Here is a 16,976-nt window from a genome sequence, read left to right as displayed (position 1 = left end):
CGCGTTCCGCTCAGGCGCTCAGGTATTCCTGCACCGCCGCGTAGCCACGGTCGTAGCCGCCGCGCGAGCGCGGCATGCCGTTGAAGATGCCGCCCTGCACATGCACGCCGGCTGCGCGCAGACGCTTCAGCGCGTCCTGGATCTCGCCTTCGCTGTGCACGCCCGAGCGCATCACGAAGAAGGTCGAACCGGCATACGCGCCGATGATCGACGCATCGGTCACCGCCAGCACCGGCGGCGTGTCGATCAGGATCACGTCGTAGCGTTTGGCGAGCCCGTCGAGGTATTGCGGCAGCCGCGGCGACATCAGCAGTTCCGACGGATTCGGCGGACGGCGGCCGCACGAGATGAAGCTCAGGCCTTCCACGTTCGAACTGCGGATCGCTTCTTCGAGCGAGATCTGGCCGCTCAGCAACTCGGACAAACCGTTGTCCTGCACGCCGCCCAGATAACGTTCGAGCGCGCCGCGCCGCATGTCGCCGTCGATCATCAGCACGCGCTTGCCCGAATGCGCGAGCAGCACCGCGAGGTTGACCGTCAGGAAGCTCTTGCCGACGCCGGCCATCGGGCCGGTCAGCATGATGATGCGATTGCGCGCGTCCATCATCGTGAACTGCATGGAGGTGCGCAGGCTGCGCAGACTTTCGACCGTGATGTCCTTGGGCCGCGCATTCGCCAGCACCGAACGCAGACGTTCGCCGCCGCGTTCGAACGCGCTTTCGAGCACCGCCTGTTCGGCGCTCAACGGCACGAGGCCGAACACCGGCAGATGGAACGCACGCTCAATCTGATCCGGATCGTCGATCCCCTTGAACATATTGCGGCGCAGGAACACGAAGCCGGTGCCCGCGATCAGGCCGAGAATCACCGCCGCCGACAGGATCAGCACCTTCTTCGGCTTGACCGGCGCGCCCGGGCGCAACGCGGCGTCGACGATATGTACGTTGCCGCCCGTGCCCGCTTTCTGCACCGACAATTCCTGCACGCGGTTCAGCAACAGCACGTAGATGTCTTCCGCCACCTTCGCATCGCGCTGCAACTGCACGGCCTTCACTTCGGTGGCCGGCAGGTCGCGGAAACGGTCCGCATATTTGGTGCGCTGCGCTTCCAGCTCGGCCATCTGTTGACGCGCGGCCACCAGCATCGGATGGTCGTCGCCGTAACGCTCGCTGAGCTGCGTCATCTGCAGACGCAAACCGGCGATCTGCTGCTCGTACTGCACGCTGCCTTCCAGGTACACCTTGGCTTCGTCGCTCGCGTTGATCGAGCCGGACTGGCGCTGATACGCGGTCAAGGCGGCTTCCGCGCGCTCCAGATCGGCCTTCAGACGCGGCTCTTCGCTTTGCAGGAAGTCGAGCATCTTGATCGCGTCGGCCTGCTTGTTCGACACGTGCTGGCGCACATACGACTGCGCCAGCGCATTGGCGACCAGCGCCGCGTGTTCCGGGCTCTTGTCTTCCAGCGAGATCTGGATCACGCCGGTCTGCTTGCCCTGCTCCTGCACGGTGATCGCCGACTGGAACGCTGTGATCGCGTCGAGGTCGTTGGCGCGCACCACGGTGAACTGCTCGCCCGGACGCGCGACCAGTTTGTTGACCCGCATCGTCACGCCGCCGCCCTGCGCCTGCTGGCCGACCTGGCCGCGCAGCAGCAGCGCGCCGTTCCCGGCGAATAGCGCATAGTGCTGATCGTCGACCACCTTCAGCGTGAGCTTCTGGCCTTCGAGCGCGGGCACCACGTCGATCGAATCGACGTCGGCCACATCGCCGCCCCAGCCATACGACGACAGGCCCAACCACGGCTTCGCCAGTTGACCCGGCGCGGCCAGCTTGGCCGAAATGCTACCGAGCAGCGGAATCGTCTTCGGCGTGACGCTGAAGTTCAGCTTCAGGTCCTGCACGACCGGGCCGACCACGCCACGGCTCTTGATGATTTCGATTTCGGCGTCGGTCGGCAGCGAGGTCGAGCCGGTGGTGATCGCCGCGCCCGTTTGCGTCTGCGTGAGCGCCTGCGACGTGTTGTCGGATTGCTCGACGCGCACGTGCGCGTCGGCCGAATAGATCGGCTTGGCGAGCAGGCAGTAAGCACCGGCAATCGCGACGATCACCGCGGCGATCGCGATCAGCCACCAGATGTCGTCGAGGATCACCTGGATCAGTTGCCCGAGGACGATGTCCTCTTCTTCGGTCCTGACCGGACCGCCCATGTGTGGAGAGAGTTGATTGCTCACAATTCGCTTCCCGTATCGGTTACATCCGTGTTTGCTTCGGTCCCGCGTCACCCCGCCGGCTGGCGGTGTGACGCGGGCCTGGCGACGGCGCCTAGCGCGTCAGTTGTTTCAGGTAGAACAAGGTCTGCACGCTCGGCAGGATCTGCTGCAACACACGGTTGAAGGTGGTCGAAGCGGCGGTGCCCACATACACGACGTCCAGCGGCTGCAACTGGAACTGCGAGGACAGCATGATCGAGTCCGGCTGCGTCATGTCGAGGCGGTAGACGTCCGGCGTGGTCGGATGGTCTTTCATGCCGCGCATCACGTAGATCTGACGCGGATTGGCGTCCGTGTCGAGAATGCCGCCCGACTGCGTGAGCGCGTCGGCGATCGTCATGCGGCCGCGAATGATCGGCACCTGGATCGGCGTCTTCACTTCGCCCATCACGAAGATGCGGCTGTCGGTGCGGTCCGGCACGTTGATCACGTCGCCGTTCTGCAGCATCACGTTCTGCGTGGTGTCGCCTTTGTCGAGCATGCGATCGGCGTCGAGCACGTAGAGCCTGTTGTTGCGCGTGAGGCGCACGCGCTGGATATCGGCGTCCGAATTCGTGCCGCCCGAACGCGTGATCGCGTCGACCAGCGTAAGCGGCACGTCGCTGACCGCGAGCGGGCCCGGCGTCTTCACTTCGCCGGTCACCTGCACCTTCTGGCCGCGATACGACAGCACGCGCACGTCGACCTGCGGATTGCGGATATAGCGCACGAGGCCGCTGCTCAACTGATCGCGCAGCTCGCCGACGGTTTTGCCCGCGGCGCGAATCCGGCCGACGAACGGGAAGAAGATCGTGCCGTCGGCGGCGATGGTCTGGCCGTACGGATCGGCCTGGCCCGGCAGCGCGGCCGTGTACGGCTGCTGCAACGCGCCGCCCACCGACTGCGTGGTGTTGCCGCCCGCCGACAGCGTGCTGCCCTGCGGCGTGGTCAATTCCGGGTGATCCCACACGGTGATGCCGAGAATGTCCTGCGGCGAAAGCCGGTACACGTACTGCGACGGATCGCTGATGGTCGAGGTCGGCAGCACCTGGGTCTTCGCGGCGGCCTGTTGCGCCTGCGCGGCCACGAGCTGCGAATCGATCAGATGCACCGGATAGGTTTCGGCGGGCTGCGACTGATGCTGGCCGTCGTCTTTCAGACGCGACGTGTCGAGATAATTGCCCGGTGCGGTGGCGCAGGCCGACAGAAAGGACGTCAGCAAAAGTGAGGCGGCGAGTTTCGATTTGAAGTTCGCCGCTGAATGCGGTGCGAGTTTTTTCATCAGCATATTTTTTTCAGCCATCCCATGACCAGATGTTCGATGAGCACGAGACTCTCCCTATAAGCGGTTTCCGCGCAGCCGTGCGGGTCGGCGACGTCGGAGTCGGCTTCCCACTTGCCGAGCGGATAGACCTTGCCGCGCGCGGCCGGGTCGAGCGCTTCGACCGCGCCCACCTGGGCGCGCTCGGTGACCAGCACGAGGTCCGCTGAGCGCACCAGATTGCGGTTCAGACGCCGCGAGTAATGGATCCCGGAGGCGACGCCCTGCTCGGCGAGCAGGCGGCGCATCACCGGGTCCATGCCGTGGCCGTCCATCGCGCGCAGGCCCGCCGAATGAAACGCGATCGGCGCCGAAGACGGCCGCGACACCGCGCGTTGCCGGGACTTGAACAGCATCTCGGCGGCCGGCGAACGGCACACGTTGGCGTGGCAGACGATCAGTACATTGGCGAACATGGCAGGCTCCTTGAAGCGCGAGGTGATTCGGTGGGCCGCTTGCGGGGCGGTTGCATGCAGCCCGGGTGCGGCCCGGTTACGGCCCGCATGCAGCCCGCTTGCGCGTTAAGCGACGGCGCGGCGGCCGGACTCGGCCACGTCCGCCGGCGTGAGCGGCACGCCGTTCGCGCCGACCTTGCCCGGCGCATTGCGCAACGCGTGCTGACGGCCGATCGCGTGATACTCGATCCCGAGTTCGAGCAGCGCGTCCGGTTCGTACAGATTGCGGCCGTCGAAAATCAGCGGCGTCTTGAGGATCTGTTTCAGCGAATCGAAGTCCGGGCTCTTGAAGACCTTCCATTCGGTGAGAATCACCAGCGCGTCGGCGCTCTCCGCCGCGTCCATCTCTTCCTTCACGAACTCGAGGCGCGCGTGCTGCTGCGGCACATCCTTCAGGTCGAGCGCGAACACCCGCTTCGATTCGTCGATCGCGACCGGGTCGTACGCTTTCACGCGCGCGCCACGGCGCAGCAGTTCGGCGATCAGCGGACGGCTCGGCGCTTCGCGCATGTCGTCGGTATTCGGCTTGAACGCGAGGCCCCAGACGCCGAACGTGCGGTCCGACAGGTCTTCGCCCAGACGCGCGACGATCTTGTGCGCCAGCACCTGCTTCTGCGTGTCGTTGACGGCTTCCACCGCTTCGAGAATGCGCAGGTTCGCCTTGTGATCAGCGGCGATGCGGATCAGTGCCTGCACGTCTTTCGGGAAGCACGACCCGCCGTAGCCGCAACCGGCGTACAGGAAGTCGTAGCCGATGCGCGGATCGGAGCCGATGCCACGGCGCACCGCTTCGATATCCGCGCCGACGCGGTCGGCCAGATTGGCCAGCTCGTTCATGTACGAAATACGCGTGGCGAGCATCGCGTTGGCCGCGTACTTGGTGAATTCGGCGGAACGCACGTCCATGTACAGCGTGCGTTCGCGATTGCGGTTGAACGGCGCGTACAGGCGCTTCATCAGCTCGCGGGCTTTTTCGCCGGGCACGTCTTCGTCGCAACCGAGCACGATGCGGTCGGGCCGCGTGAAGTCGTCCACGGCCGCGCCTTCCTTCAGGAACTCGGGGTTCGAGACCACCGAAAACATGTGATTGAGGTTGCGCGCGGCCAGTTCGGCGGCGATCACGTCGCGCACGCGCGAGGCCGTGCCGACCGGCACCGTCGATTTGTCGACGATCACCTTGAAGCCCGTCATATGGCGGCCGATGTTGCGCGCGGCGGCCAGCACGTATTGCAGGTCGGCGGAACCGTCTTCGTCCGACGGCGTGCCCACCGCGATGAACTGGATGTCGCCGTGCGCGACCGCCGCTTCGATGTTGGTCGAGAACGTCAGGCGGCCGGCCTTGCGATTGCGCGCGATGATTTCCTGCAGACCCGGTTCATGGATCGGCACGCCGCCGTTGTTGAGCACGTCGATCTTGCGCTGATCGACGTCGAGACAGAACACGTCGTGGCCGATGTCGGCCAGACAGGCGCCCGTCACGAGCCCTACGTAGCCACTACCGATGATCGTCAGGTTCATGTATTACACCTCGCGAAATAAGGTTGATTCAGGAGTGCGGTGAAGGACTCAGTAAGCGTTGCTGCCTGCGAATCCTTTCCACAGCGTCAGCACGACGATCTTGATGTCGAGCCAGAAGGTCCAGTGCTGCATGTAGTACAGATCGAGCTTGACGCGGCCCATCATCTTTTCGATGCGGTCGGTTTCGCCGCGATAGCCGTTGATCTGCGCCCAGCCGGTAATGCCCGGCTTGATCCGGTAGCGGTGCATGTAGCCCTTCACCAGATCCTTGTAGATGTCGTCGTGTTCGAGCGCGTGCGGACGCGGGCCGACCACCGACATCTCGCCGCGCAGCACGTTGATGAACTGCGGCAGCTCGTCGAGACTGGTGCGCCGCAGGAACGCGCCGACCGCGGTGATGCGCGGATCGCGCCGCGTGGCCTGGGTGATCTTGCCGGCCTCTTCCTGGTGCAGCTTCATCGAGCGGAACTTGTAGATCTCGAACTGATTGCCGTCGATACCCTTGCGCTTCTGGCGGAAGAACACCGGACCCGGCGAACTCACCTTCACCATCACCGCAATCACGATCATGACCGGCGCCAGCGCGGTCAACGCGGCCAGCGCGAACAGACGGTCGAACACGCGCTTGGGCAGCACCCGCAGATCGGTGATCGGCGACGCGGCCAGGTTGATCGCGGGCACGCCGAGCAGGTCGACCATCGGCTGATTGAACAGCGTCAGGCTGCGCACGTCCGGAATGAAGCGGATGTTCACGAAGTCGTTCTTCAGGTCCATCACGAAGCGGTGAATCGCCTTTTCCTTCGAGATCGGCAAGGCCAGCCACAGCTCGCGGATCGCGCGCTGGCGCACCAGTTGCAACATGCGCTGATAGTCGCGTTCCACCGGTACGCCGTCGATCGCATTGGCCGCGTCCGGGTCTTCATACGGGTTGATCGTGCCTTCCTCGTCGAACACCACGATCGGCGTGAAGCCCGCTTCCGGACGGCCGCGCATCTGTTCGATCAGAAAGCGCCCATACGGCGCGCCGCCGACGATCGCCACCGCGCGCTGATTGAAGCCTTCGCGGCGCAGACTGCGCAGCACCGAATAGACGATCACCTTGGTGACCACCAGCAGCACGATCGTGGCCACCGCCCAGTAGACGAGCCACAGCCGCGACAGACTGTCCGAACGGTGCAGGCTGAAGCTGATCAGCACGCCGGTGACTTCCACCATCACCCAGCCGCCGGCGACCCGGCACAGCAGGTCGTAGAGCGGCTTGCCGCGCCACGACTGATAGATGCCCAGCGCGGGGAAAAACACCACCACCAGCAGACAGTCGAACGCGAGCGACACTCGCTGCATGTCGTCCAGCCACACGAATTTCCCGCTATGCACGGCTGTCGCCAGCGTCGCGCCGAGCACGACCATGGCGATGTCGATGATTCTCGATAGAACGCTCAGCATGCGCTGCCCCTCAGTTCGTCAGTCAAGTGCCATCCGTTGGTTGATTAAAAATCCGTCGCGCGGTTTTTCTTCAGCGTGCTCCGGCGCCCGAACACGACGCCGGTCTCCGCGTTCGGCGGATCGATGCGCGACGCAGTAAAAAAATGAAGCCCAGCTAATTGCCTCGCCATTCCCAATTTAGAAAACCGGCTGAACAGCCGAACCGGGAAAGGCGAGTCGAAATGAGTGAATACCCTCGTACAGGTATAGATAAAGCTTTATTAAAATTCCCACTGCAAGACCGCAAAATATCTCAAATTGTATCGGTCAAAGTTTCAGCATTTTTTTCGATTTTTGCTCGGCAATTGTTACCGGATTGCCTTTCGATAGGCAAGCTGAAGGCCGCTAAGCGGGCCATTTCGATGCTTTCTGGTCGTTCGGAGAGAGAAGCTTACGAGACGCCTGTTGCGTCACGTTTGTGCAAGCATCGCGCTAAAAAAATCACCCGTTATTTTTTTCGGGTAATTTTTCTTTTTAAAAAATCCATCGGACATTTTTCCTTCACGGAATTCGCTATTTTTATCGGCCGTTTTATATAGTTTTCTATTTAACGCGCTTTTATTGATTCTGCTCTTCATGATAAAACTCGACGCATTCACCCAGCCTCGAGGAGTCCATCATGACAGCTCCGGTTACGGCCACGCCCGCCGACACCCGGTCCACGCAAGCTAAGCCCCTGAACGTCAAGCTCAAGGTTCATCCCGTGATTCTGGCCGGTGGATCCGGCACGCGTTTGTGGCCGATGTCGCGCGAACAGCATCCCAAACAGTTGATCGGCCTGCTCGGCGACGATTCGCTGCTGCAGTCCACCACGCGGCGGCTCGAAGGACTCGAAGCCGGCTATCCGCTCACCGATCAGCTGGTCGTGGTCGCGAACGAAGAGCAGCGCTTCACCACCGCCGAGCAATTGCGCACGAGCGGCAAACCGACCCGCCTGATTCTCGAACCCGCCGGCCGCGATACCGCACCGGCGCTGACCGTAGCCGCGCTGTCGATCGCCGCGCAGGACGACGACGGCATCATGGTCGTGATGCCCGCCGATCACGCGGTCACCGACCTCGCGGGCTTCCACGCGGCCGTGACGGCCGGCGTGGAGCAGGCGGTGGCCGGTCATATCGTGACGATGGGCATCGTGCCGACGCGGCCGGAAACCGGCTTTGGTTACATCCGGATCGGCGCGGCGCTGGGAGCGTCGGAGGCATCGGGCGCATCGCCTGGCATCCCTGACGATGCGGAAAACACCGGCAGCGAAGGCACAATCTGCGCGCACAAGCTCGATCGCTTCGTCGAAAAGCCGCATCTCGAACTGGCGCAGCGCTATATCGAGTCGAAGGAGTACTGGTGGAACAGCGGCATTTTCATCATGCGCGCGTCGACGTGGCTGAAGGCGATCCGCCACTTCCAGCCGGCCATCTACGAAGCCTGCCACGCAGCCTACGCGGGCGGCAAGGCGGACGGCGACTTCTTCCGCCTGCAGCGCGATGCGTTCAGCGCGTCGCCGTCGAACTCGATCGATTACGCGGTGATGGAACAGCTCGGCAGCGATCAAAGCGCCGCCTCGGGCGTGGTTGTGCCGTTGCAGGCCGGTTGGTCGGACGTGGGATCGTGGGACGCGATCTGGGACATCTCGGAGAAAGACGCCGACCAGAACGTGGGCCGCGGGCGCGTGATGTTCGAAGGCGCGGCATCGACCTTCGCGCATTCGGAAGGACGGCTGATTGCCTGCGTGGGTACGCAGGATCTGGTGGTGGTCGAAACGGCCGACGCGATTCTCGTGGCCGATAAATCGCGCGTGCAGGACGTCAAGAAGATCGTCGGACGGATTCGCAGCGACGGCGGGCTCGAAGCGGCCAACCATCGCAAGGTGCATCGCCCGTGGGGCAACTACGATTCCGTCGACACCGGCGAGCGCTTCCAGGTCAAACGCATTGTCGTGAAACCGGGTGCGCGGCTCTCGCTGCAAATGCATCATCACCGCGCCGAACACTGGATCGTGGTGCGCGGCACGGCGCTCGTCACGCGTGGCGAGGAACGCTTTATCGTCTCCGAAAACGAGTCGGCTTATATTCCGCTCGGCGTCACGCATCGACTCGAGAATCCGGGCAAGATGCCGCTCGAAATGATCGAGGTGCAGTCCGGCTCGTATCTCGGCGAAGACGATATCGTGCGGTTCGACGATACGTACGGCCGACAGTAACGCCATCAGGCGCCTGCAAGGCGCCTGCGCAAGCCAATCATCAAGCCAACCTGGCCTGGGCCGTCGTCGAACGGCGGTCCGCCACGGGTCGATCCGGGGTCCGTCCAGGGTCCATCGGGGACTGCGAAAACAAGGCTTGAATCACACTGAATGAAGCGGGAACCTGCGGCGGTTGCTCCTACCGGCCGCGGGGTACTGCCAGACTTTCTTCTGTCGCCGCGCTTATCAATGCGCCAGTCGCCAAACTTGCCAATCTCACTCTGTTACTGCGCTTGCTTGCGCTTGCTGCCGGGTTTCGACCGCGTTCGTTTTAAGCGCGTTTTAACTGCCAGCCGCCGCGCTCATCCTGCGTGAGAGATGAACTCCGGATAAGACGGATACCGTTCCGCCGACGTGCTTTCCGTCGTCGCGCTGACGACCGTGGTCACGACCGGCTCGCTGGGATAACGGCGCAACGGTCCACGAAACGCGTGCAGCGGACCATGCAACGGCGCGCCGTGATTGATCGTGACGGGCTCCGGCACATGACGCCGGACGGGCAGCGGACGCGCCGGCGCAACGTGCGATGGCGTGGGCGAATGCACCTGCGCGGCGGCACGTTCTTCCAGCACCACGACTTCCTCAACCGGAGGCGCAACTTCCGCGGCCGCCAATGTCAGGCATTCGCGATCGATCCATTGCAGCGCCCAGTCGAGCGCGTACTGCTGCGCTTCGTCCGCATCGGCGAAGCGCGGGCCGACCAGGCCGGAACGCTCGACGCGCCTGCCGTCTTTCATGATCTCCGCCCACGCGCGATACATCACGTTGGGCACCTGCTCCGCCGCGACGAAAATCGTAAAGCCACGCGGATCGTCGATCTGCGTGCCGCGCGGCGCGAGGCTCATCGACAGCGGACTGCGCAGGTCGTCGTCCGGCGGACTCGTGTGGCGCGCCGACGAAATCGCGGCATCCAGCAGGTCCATGGCTTGACCCACGGCGGCCGCTTCGTCGAGGCGGGGCAACACGGCGCGCATCGGCGGACGCATGGCGGGCGCGAAGGCGGAAGCGCCGGTGGACACACTGGCCGACACACCATTGGATACACCCGCAGCCGCGAACGAACGGCCCGGCGCCATCGGCGCACGCGCGACGGGTTGATGCGGCTGCTGCAGCGTTTGCGGCGCTTGCGCATTCGCGAGACCCGACAACTGACGCGTGATATCGGCGATCGGGTCGGCCGAACGCCAGTTGCTCAGGCTGCTCGACACGCCGGGCGCCTGCCACGACTCGGGACTCTTCCAGGACACGCCACGCAGACTTTCGTCGCGCACGCTCGGTGCGACGACCACCGGCGCGGCCGGCTTGGTCGCGGCGGGCGGGGCCGGTTGCGGAACGTACGCGAAGGTACGCCCGGTTTGCGATAACAGCCGAACCATCTCGAGCAGCGTGCCGTTCAACTGCCACTCTTCGAAACGGCGCCGGCAGGTCGGACCCGACGGATAACGGCCTGGCAGTTTCGACCAGGGCTCACCGGTTGTCAGAATCCAGAGGACCGCATTCGCGACGATGCGTGGTTCGGCGCGCGGCCGACCGCGTCGGTTTAGACGGACGGCCGGCTCATCGGAGACAAGCGCTGCCAGCAGCGCCCATTCGTCATTGCTTAGCTCATCGAAAAACATTGGGTTTTCTCCACGCAGCCTGGCCGGGCCGCGGCTTTGGACTCGCCACGGATTCAACTTTCACGATCCGTGTGCAGCCCGCGGTTGCACAAAAATGTTCTGTACGTTCTGTTGGCTGGTCAATACCGCCCTGACATGGTGCGGTTTGTCCCTATTCCGAAGCACAAAACGTGGTCTCACTCGTGCATGGGAGAATTTGTGCACGAAGCATACCATTCCCAGGGTTTGCGTGAATATCGTTGAGACAAGTGTTACGGATAGAAACAATCTTGTTCTTTTTGCTGCGTCATTTCACGTATTGCCGTCACAGAGATGCGGGTCGCCTCGGCCCCAACCCTCACTATTGCACAGCACAACGCAAGGGTAAATGTGGCGAATGGCCTTTACAAATCCAGCCTTTATGCGGTATCGCATTTCCATGCATTTTGGCACTCGCGACGGCGCGTGGATGGGTCGCTACGAGTGCCGTGTGGAGAGTGCGTATGCGTCATGACGCGCAGCGCCGCCATGACAGATCGGTCCGCTTGAACGCATGCATGTCGCATTGCACGTGACACGCTTCGAGTGAAATCGATCTGTGGTTTCTAGCGCACAGGATGAGTCGCGCCCTCGCCCACCACGGTCGTCCACGCGCGTACCCGCCAGTGCGTCACAAGGCCGGCGATCACATACGGATCGGCTCTGGCAAAGGCTTCTGCGGCAGCCGGCGAATCGCTCTGAAACAGCAGGACCGCGCCGTCGATGGGCTCGGCCAACGCGCCGGCAAGCAGCAATTCACCGCCGGCCACTGCCGCCCACGCGCATTGCAGATGCGCGTCGCGATAGGCGCCGCGTCGTTCGAGGTAGTCGGGCACGAGCTCATACATCAACAGGTAATGCATGGAGAACCTCCTGAGACAAGGTGGACGCCCGCCCACGCCGACACCTGCGAGTCGAGCTTTCTGGTCAATATTACCAATGCGGTCGACAGCGGAATTGCATGCCGATTTACTATTCAGTTGCATTCGCAGCAATATTCATGCTCCGCGCTAATTTTCTTTGATCAATCAGGAATGGCGACCGTTTAATCTATTTGAAATAGCCATCGCAATTGATCTGGAATGCATAGCATGATTTTTCAATGCCGCTATTCGCCGAATCCCCGCACCGGCGTCGCCTGAGCGCCACCGCGTACGGGAAAACCAGCGTCCGCGTCTGTCAACCGGAATGCGCTTTTGTCCGTTCTGGCAGATAGCATTTGCCATAATGGTTATGCCGAGGGGCCCTAGATGCCGTTGACGCCCGCGCGCATGAACGACCAAAAACGTTTTCACCACCGATGGAGTGTCACATGAAAATCCAATCCGCTATCGCTACGCTGGTACTGGGCGCCGTTCTCGTTTCGTCGGCATTCGCGCAGAACAGCCAGCAAACCAAAATGGCCGACTGCAACAAGCAGGCCGCCGACAAGAAAGGCGACGACCGCAAGGCGTTCATGAAGACCTGTCTGTCCGCGAAACCGGCCGCCGCCGCGCCGATGAGCCAGCAGGACAAGATGAAGGCCTGCAATACGCAAGCCACCGGCAAGAAAGGCGACGACCGCAAGGCGTTCATGAAGACCTGCCTGTCCTCCGCGCCGGCTAACTAAGCCGCGTGGAGCGGCGCCGCATTGCGGCGCCGTCGACATGGCGCCGCGCGTTCAAGCGCGGCGCATCACCCCTCCATCGAGCCGACATCCCGGTCGCGCGAACGCCCCGTTTTTCTTCTATGATGGCGGCGGAGACGGCCCACCCTCACACACAACATTAGACGGGCCGCCATCTTGTCGTTGGTGCTGCAGAGCATCGATCGGAGGCAAGGATGGTAACGAAGCATAAAAACCGCTGGTTGAGGCGGTGGCTGGTCGTCATCATATTCTGGGCGGTGCCCGTGGCGATCGTGGCGGTCAGCGAGATCCGCGAGGAAATGGCGTACAACGCCGTCGACCTCGATCGCGCGCTGACCAGCTGGACGTTCACCGACGCACAACGCGCCGCCGGCGCCCCCGCGCGCTGCCACGGCAAGCCCGACGAGGCGCAGGCCGCCGGCTGCCCGGCCGACGTGCTGGCCGCCAACGCGCCGCGCCAGCAGGACGCGCGCAACGAATACAGCGTGCGTCGCACCACTTTGATGGCTTACCTGTGGCATGCATTCGTCGGCTACTGGATCGTGCCGGCCGTGACGCTGTTCCTGATCGGCGTGCTGATCGGCATGGTGCGGCGTGCGTTGCGGCGGCCACCGCCGCCGGTCAAGAGTCCGGCGAACCATAGCTGAGGGCGGCTGACGAGGGCTGACGACGACCTCCGGCAGCGCCGAACTGAGGCGTCGCGGCAACACTTTCAGTTCAATTGCAGCGCTGCCTGGCAAGGCCGGAATCGGTAAAAAGGGACGTTTTGAACCGCGGTGACTGAGTGCCGGTGACGCCGATCTGCGTCTCCTTCGATTCGCCAGGAACCCGTTCGAACACGCCGCCGGGTCCGATCCGGGACTCTTTTGCACCAGGTCAAAGTTACTGCACTGCGTCTTACGATTACCCGCAAAGCCCCGCCACACAAGGCTTCACGCCTGGCAGCGAGGCACGCCTTTTCCGTTTGCGTGTGATATAACTCATAGGCAACCCGCCAATTCATCCGGCGTTGCGACCCGGAACCATCACGGAGAAAAACGATGCAAAGACGAAACTTCATGTTGAAGACGACCGCTGCGCTCGCTTTCGGAGGCCTTGCACTCGCTGGTTGTACGACTACGTCCAACAGCGACAATAAAAACACCTCGTCCACCGACGCATCGAAGCGTCAGTCGATCGACGCCAGCGTCGACGGCACCATGTCGCGCCTGTACACCACCGTGCAGGGTTCGCGCGAACTCGTCTCGAAGGCGCGCGGCGTGCTGGTGTTCCCGTCGGTGCTGCAAGCGGGCTTCATCGTGGGCGGTCAGTACGGCGAAGGCTCGCTGCGCGTGGGCGGCGGCACGGTCGGCTACTACAGCACCATTTCCGGCTCGTTCGGCCTGCAGGCGGGCGCACAGTCGAAGGCCATCATCTTCCTGTTCATGACGCAAGACGCGCTGGACAAATTCCGCAATGCCGACGGCTGGTCGGTGGGCGGCGACGCCTCCGTCGCGCTGGTGAAAATGGGCGCGAACGGCGCCGTCGACACGACCACGGCCACCGCGCCGGTCGAGGTATTCGTGCTGACGAATGCCGGCCTGATGGGCGATCTGTCGCTGCAGGGCACCAAGGTTTCGCGCCTGAAGATCTAAACGCGTCGCAACCAGCGTGCTGGTCTGGCGCGCCTGCCTCTGATCCGCCCGGTTCCGTGCGCGGCGGCGTGAGGTGGTGGCAAGCGGCGGCGTCAAGCGACCATGAAAAAACGGCGATGCGTGATAGACGCATCGCCGTTTTTTTTGCCGTGCCGTACCGGGCGCAGCGGGCAGCAAGCGAGCCCGCTCCGCCTCAGCTTCCCGACTTGTCGATCACCTTGAAACGCGACCGCTTCTGCGCCCGAATCACCGACTGATACGCGTCCACATACTGCTGCGCCATCCGGTGCGACGTGAAGCGTTCCTCGAAGCGTTGGCGCACGCCCGCGCGCGGCATCTTGTGCAGGCGATTCACCGCCGCCACCGCGCCGATTTCGTCTTCGACGATAAAGCCCGTCACCCCCTCTTCGAGCACCTCCGGCACCGAGCCGCGATTGAACGCGATCACCGGCGTGCCGCACGCCATCGCCTCGATCATCACGAGGCCGAACGGCTCCGGCCAGTCGATCGGAAACAGCAACGCATGCGCGCCCGACAAAAATTCGGCCTTCTGATGATCCGCGATCTCGCCGATAAACTCGACGTGCGGCAGATCCAGCAACGGCCGGATGTCGCGCTCGAAGTACTCGCGGTCGGCGGAATCGACCTTGGCGGCGATGCGGATCGGCATACCGCAGCGGCCAGCTATGCGGATCGCGGTGTCAACGCGCTTTTCCGGCGAAATCCGGCCGAGAAACGCGAGGTACTTTTGCTCGACCGGCTGCGGCGTGTAGAGCTGCTCCGGCAAGCCGTGATAGACAGTGGTCAGCCACCTGGCCTGCGGCAACGGATGGCGCTGAGCGTTCGAAATCGAAATCACCGGCGCGGTGTTGAAGGTGTCGAACACCGGCTGCTGTTCGGGCAGGTCGAGGCGGCCGTGCATCGTCGTGACGAACGGCGTGTCCTGACGCTTGAAGACCGAGAACGAGTAGTAGTCGAGGTGAAAATGCAGGACGTCGAACTGATCGGCCTGGCGGCGCACCAGCTCCATCAACAGCATGTGCGGCGCCACGCGGTCGCGAATGCCCGGATCGAGACGCAGCGCGCGCGGCCACACCGGCTCGAGCTTCGCGCTGGTCACCGAGTCGCCGCTCGCGAACAGCGTCACGTCATGGCCAAGCTCGACCAGCGCTTCGGTGATGTACGACACGACGCGCTCCGTGCCGCCGTACAGCTTGGGCGGCACCGATTCGGTCAAAGGGGCGATCTGGGCAATCTTCATAGCAGGTTTGTCTCCGTAAACTGACGGCTTGCGCACGGCGGCGGGGCGTGTTCAGGGACGCTCTCCGCGCAGGGCGACGCCGATTGCGCCGGTCGATGCAAAGCGCATCTGCATGACCGGCATCGAATCATTATTCACCACAGGACAACAAAAAGCGCCACGTCTTGCATTTCCCTGGCGCTGTTACATTCAGCTTACATTGCGCGGGGCGTTGGGCACAGTCGGGCAAACACCGCAGGGGGTTGCCTGTTCAGTCTCGGGCCCGCTTCGAGGCCGCCTGAGGTCGCTTTGGGCGCGTACCGGGCCGTCCAATCACCAGGCCGCAATTATCGCGCCGGCCATTTCCACGCGGGCAGGTCGCGATCGTCCGCGTCGGCAATCCGGGTGGCGCCGAAATGCTTTTCCAGCACGATGGATTGACTCTCCTCTTCGCGTTCGAGCGCCGCGATCAAGCGCGCCGCATGCGACACCACCAGCACCTGCGAATGCAACGCCGCCTGCGCGATCAGGCGGGCCAGCGCCGGCAGCAGATCAGGATGCAGGCTCGTCTCCGGTTCGTTCAGCACCAGCAACGCGGGCGGACGCGGCGTCAGCAGCGCGGCGACCAGCAGCAGATAGCGCAAGGTGCCGTCCGACAACTCCGCGCCCTTCAGCGGCCGCAGCAGGCCGTGCTGCCGCATCATCACTTCGAAGCGGCCGTCCTGCGTCGAGATGTCGAGTTGCGAGCCGGGAAAAGCGTCGTCGATGGCCGCGGCGAGCGCCGTGGGATCGCCGATCTCGCGGATGGTCTGCAAGGCCGCGGCGAGGTCCGCGCCGTCGTTGGACAGCACCGGCGTATGCGTGCCGATCTGCGGCAGACGCGCGGCGGCGGCGGCATCGGTGCGGAAATGGTCATAGAAGCGCCACGAGCGGATCTGCTCGCGCACCGTGATCATCTCGGGCGCGGTCCGTGGGTCGGAGAACTCCGTCATCATGCTGTCGAAACTGGCGACCGGTTGCGGGATGGTCTGCCAGTCACCCTGCTCGTCGCGCGTGCGCAGCGCCGGCCCCTGCCGGTCGACCAGCAACGCAGACGGCCGCAGCACCGGCCCGCTCCAGATGCACTCGCGCTTGATGGTGGGGTCGAGCGGGAACAGCGTGTCCCTGTTGAGCGGCGGCAGACCGAGATCGATCGCGTAGCCGAACTGATCGCCGGCAAAGCCGAGCCGCAGGCTCACCGGATCCTTGCGGCGCAGCGGCTCGATCGGCAATTCGCCCGCCAGCATGCCGCGCGAGAAGCGCTCGGGACCGGCCCATAGCGTGGACGGCAAACCGCCTTCGCGCGCCAGCGACGTAATCACGCCGCCGCGCGCCGTTTCCGCCAGCAGACGCAGCGAGCGATACACGCTCGACTTGCCGCTGCCGTTCGCGCCGGTGATCACGTTCAGCCGGCCGAGCGGCACGACCAGTTCGCGCAACGACCGGTAACCGGCGATGGCTAGCGTCGTCAGCATGCGGACGACTCCCGGTTGAAGGCGACGCGCAACGCGAGCGACCGCCCGCGCGATAAAACCT

14 protein-coding genes are annotated in these 16,976 nt (G+C 63.6%); 5 read left to right on the top strand and 9 right to left on the bottom strand.

The window, feature by feature from the left end; all coding sequences use genetic code 11:
- Window positions 1–10: 10 nt before the first annotated feature.
- From HWY05_RS09890 to HWY05_RS09870, 5 genes are all read right to left on the bottom strand, one after another.
- Complete coding sequence (locus HWY05_RS09890) at window positions 11–2,206, bottom strand: polysaccharide biosynthesis tyrosine autokinase (protein WP_176058444.1); 2,196 nt, start codon at window positions 2,204–2,206, stop codon at window positions 11–13.
- Between the two features lie 115 nt (window positions 2,207–2,321).
- On the bottom strand, window positions 2,322–3,536 hold the full coding sequence (locus tag HWY05_RS09885; protein WP_035550190.1) for a polysaccharide biosynthesis/export family protein: 1,215 nt from the start codon (window positions 3,534–3,536) through the stop codon (window positions 2,322–2,324).
- On the bottom strand, window positions 3,530–3,985 hold the full coding sequence (locus HWY05_RS09880) for an exopolysaccharide biosynthesis protein (protein ID WP_035550193.1): 456 nt from the start codon (window positions 3,983–3,985) through the stop codon (window positions 3,530–3,532). Before HWY05_RS09880 ends, HWY05_RS09885 begins: the two co-directional genes overlap by 7 nt.
- 105 nt (window positions 3,986–4,090) lie before the next feature.
- Complete coding sequence (locus tag HWY05_RS09875) at window positions 4,091–5,542, bottom strand: UDP-glucose/GDP-mannose dehydrogenase family protein (protein WP_176058188.1); 1,452 nt, start codon at window positions 5,540–5,542, stop codon at window positions 4,091–4,093.
- A gap of 48 nt (window positions 5,543–5,590) precedes the next feature.
- Window positions 5,591–6,988, bottom strand: coding sequence for an undecaprenyl-phosphate glucose phosphotransferase (locus HWY05_RS09870; protein WP_176058187.1), 1,398 nt, complete (start codon window positions 6,986–6,988; stop codon window positions 5,591–5,593).
- Window positions 6,989–7,209: 221 nt separating this feature from the next.
- On the opposite strand from HWY05_RS09870, the gene HWY05_RS09865 reads away from it, so the two are divergent.
- Both HWY05_RS09865 and HWY05_RS09860 read left to right on the top strand, forming a co-directional pair.
- Window positions 7,210–7,566 (top strand): hypothetical protein, encoded by a 357-nt coding sequence (locus HWY05_RS09865; protein ID WP_176058186.1) that lies wholly within the window; start codon window positions 7,210–7,212, stop codon window positions 7,564–7,566.
- An 80-nt stretch (window positions 7,567–7,646) separates the two neighbouring features.
- The gene (locus HWY05_RS09860) at window positions 7,647–9,224 is read left to right on the top strand and encodes a mannose-1-phosphate guanylyltransferase/mannose-6-phosphate isomerase (RefSeq protein ID WP_176058185.1); all 1,578 of its coding nucleotides are present in this window, start codon (window positions 7,647–7,649) and stop codon (window positions 9,222–9,224) included.
- A 341-nt stretch (window positions 9,225–9,565) separates the two neighbouring features.
- Here the strand turns inward: HWY05_RS09860 and HWY05_RS09855 are convergent, their stop codons facing one another.
- Complete coding sequence (locus HWY05_RS09855; protein ID WP_176058184.1) at window positions 9,566–10,882, bottom strand: transposase; 1,317 nt, start codon at window positions 10,880–10,882, stop codon at window positions 9,566–9,568.
- A gap of 584 nt (window positions 10,883–11,466) precedes the next feature.
- Entirely contained in the window at window positions 11,467–11,763 is a 297-nt protein-coding gene (locus tag HWY05_RS09850) for a YciI-like protein (RefSeq protein ID WP_176058183.1), read from the bottom strand.
- 449 nt (window positions 11,764–12,212) lie between these two features.
- Between HWY05_RS09850 and HWY05_RS09845 the strand changes: the two genes are divergently transcribed.
- The 3 genes from HWY05_RS09845 (at window position 12,213) to HWY05_RS09835 (ending at window position 14,161) form a co-directional block, all read left to right on the top strand.
- Window positions 12,213–12,509, top strand: coding sequence for a PsiF family protein (locus HWY05_RS09845; protein ID WP_176058182.1), 297 nt, complete (start codon window positions 12,213–12,215; stop codon window positions 12,507–12,509).
- A gap of 212 nt (window positions 12,510–12,721) precedes the next feature.
- A complete protein-coding gene (locus tag HWY05_RS09840; RefSeq protein WP_035550210.1) occupies window positions 12,722–13,174 on the top strand; it encodes a membrane protein in 453 nt (150 codons plus the stop codon).
- A gap of 393 nt (window positions 13,175–13,567) precedes the next feature.
- Window positions 13,568–14,161 carry a YSC84-related protein gene (locus HWY05_RS09835; protein WP_035550213.1) on the top strand — a complete coding sequence of 198 codons (594 nt, stop codon included), beginning with the start codon at window positions 13,568–13,570 and terminating at the stop codon, window positions 14,159–14,161.
- A gap of 193 nt (window positions 14,162–14,354) precedes the next feature.
- Here the strand turns inward: HWY05_RS09835 and HWY05_RS09830 are convergent, their stop codons facing one another.
- Both HWY05_RS09830 and HWY05_RS09825 read right to left on the bottom strand, forming a co-directional pair.
- Entirely contained in the window at window positions 14,355–15,422 is a 1,068-nt protein-coding gene (locus HWY05_RS09830) for a glycosyltransferase family 4 protein (RefSeq protein ID WP_035550216.1), read from the bottom strand.
- A gap of 326 nt (window positions 15,423–15,748) precedes the next feature.
- Complete coding sequence (locus tag HWY05_RS09825; RefSeq protein ID WP_176058181.1) at window positions 15,749–16,915, bottom strand: AAA family ATPase; 1,167 nt, start codon at window positions 16,913–16,915, stop codon at window positions 15,749–15,751.
- Window positions 16,916–16,976: the final 61 nt, after the last annotated feature.

It is taken from the genome of Paraburkholderia sp. BCC1876 (assembly GCF_902833695.1).
Classification (GTDB): Bacteria; Pseudomonadota; Gammaproteobacteria; order Burkholderiales; family Burkholderiaceae; genus Paraburkholderia.
The sequence above is the reverse complement of the archived record's forward strand: the minus strand, read 5'-3'. Positions and strand labels throughout refer to the sequence as shown.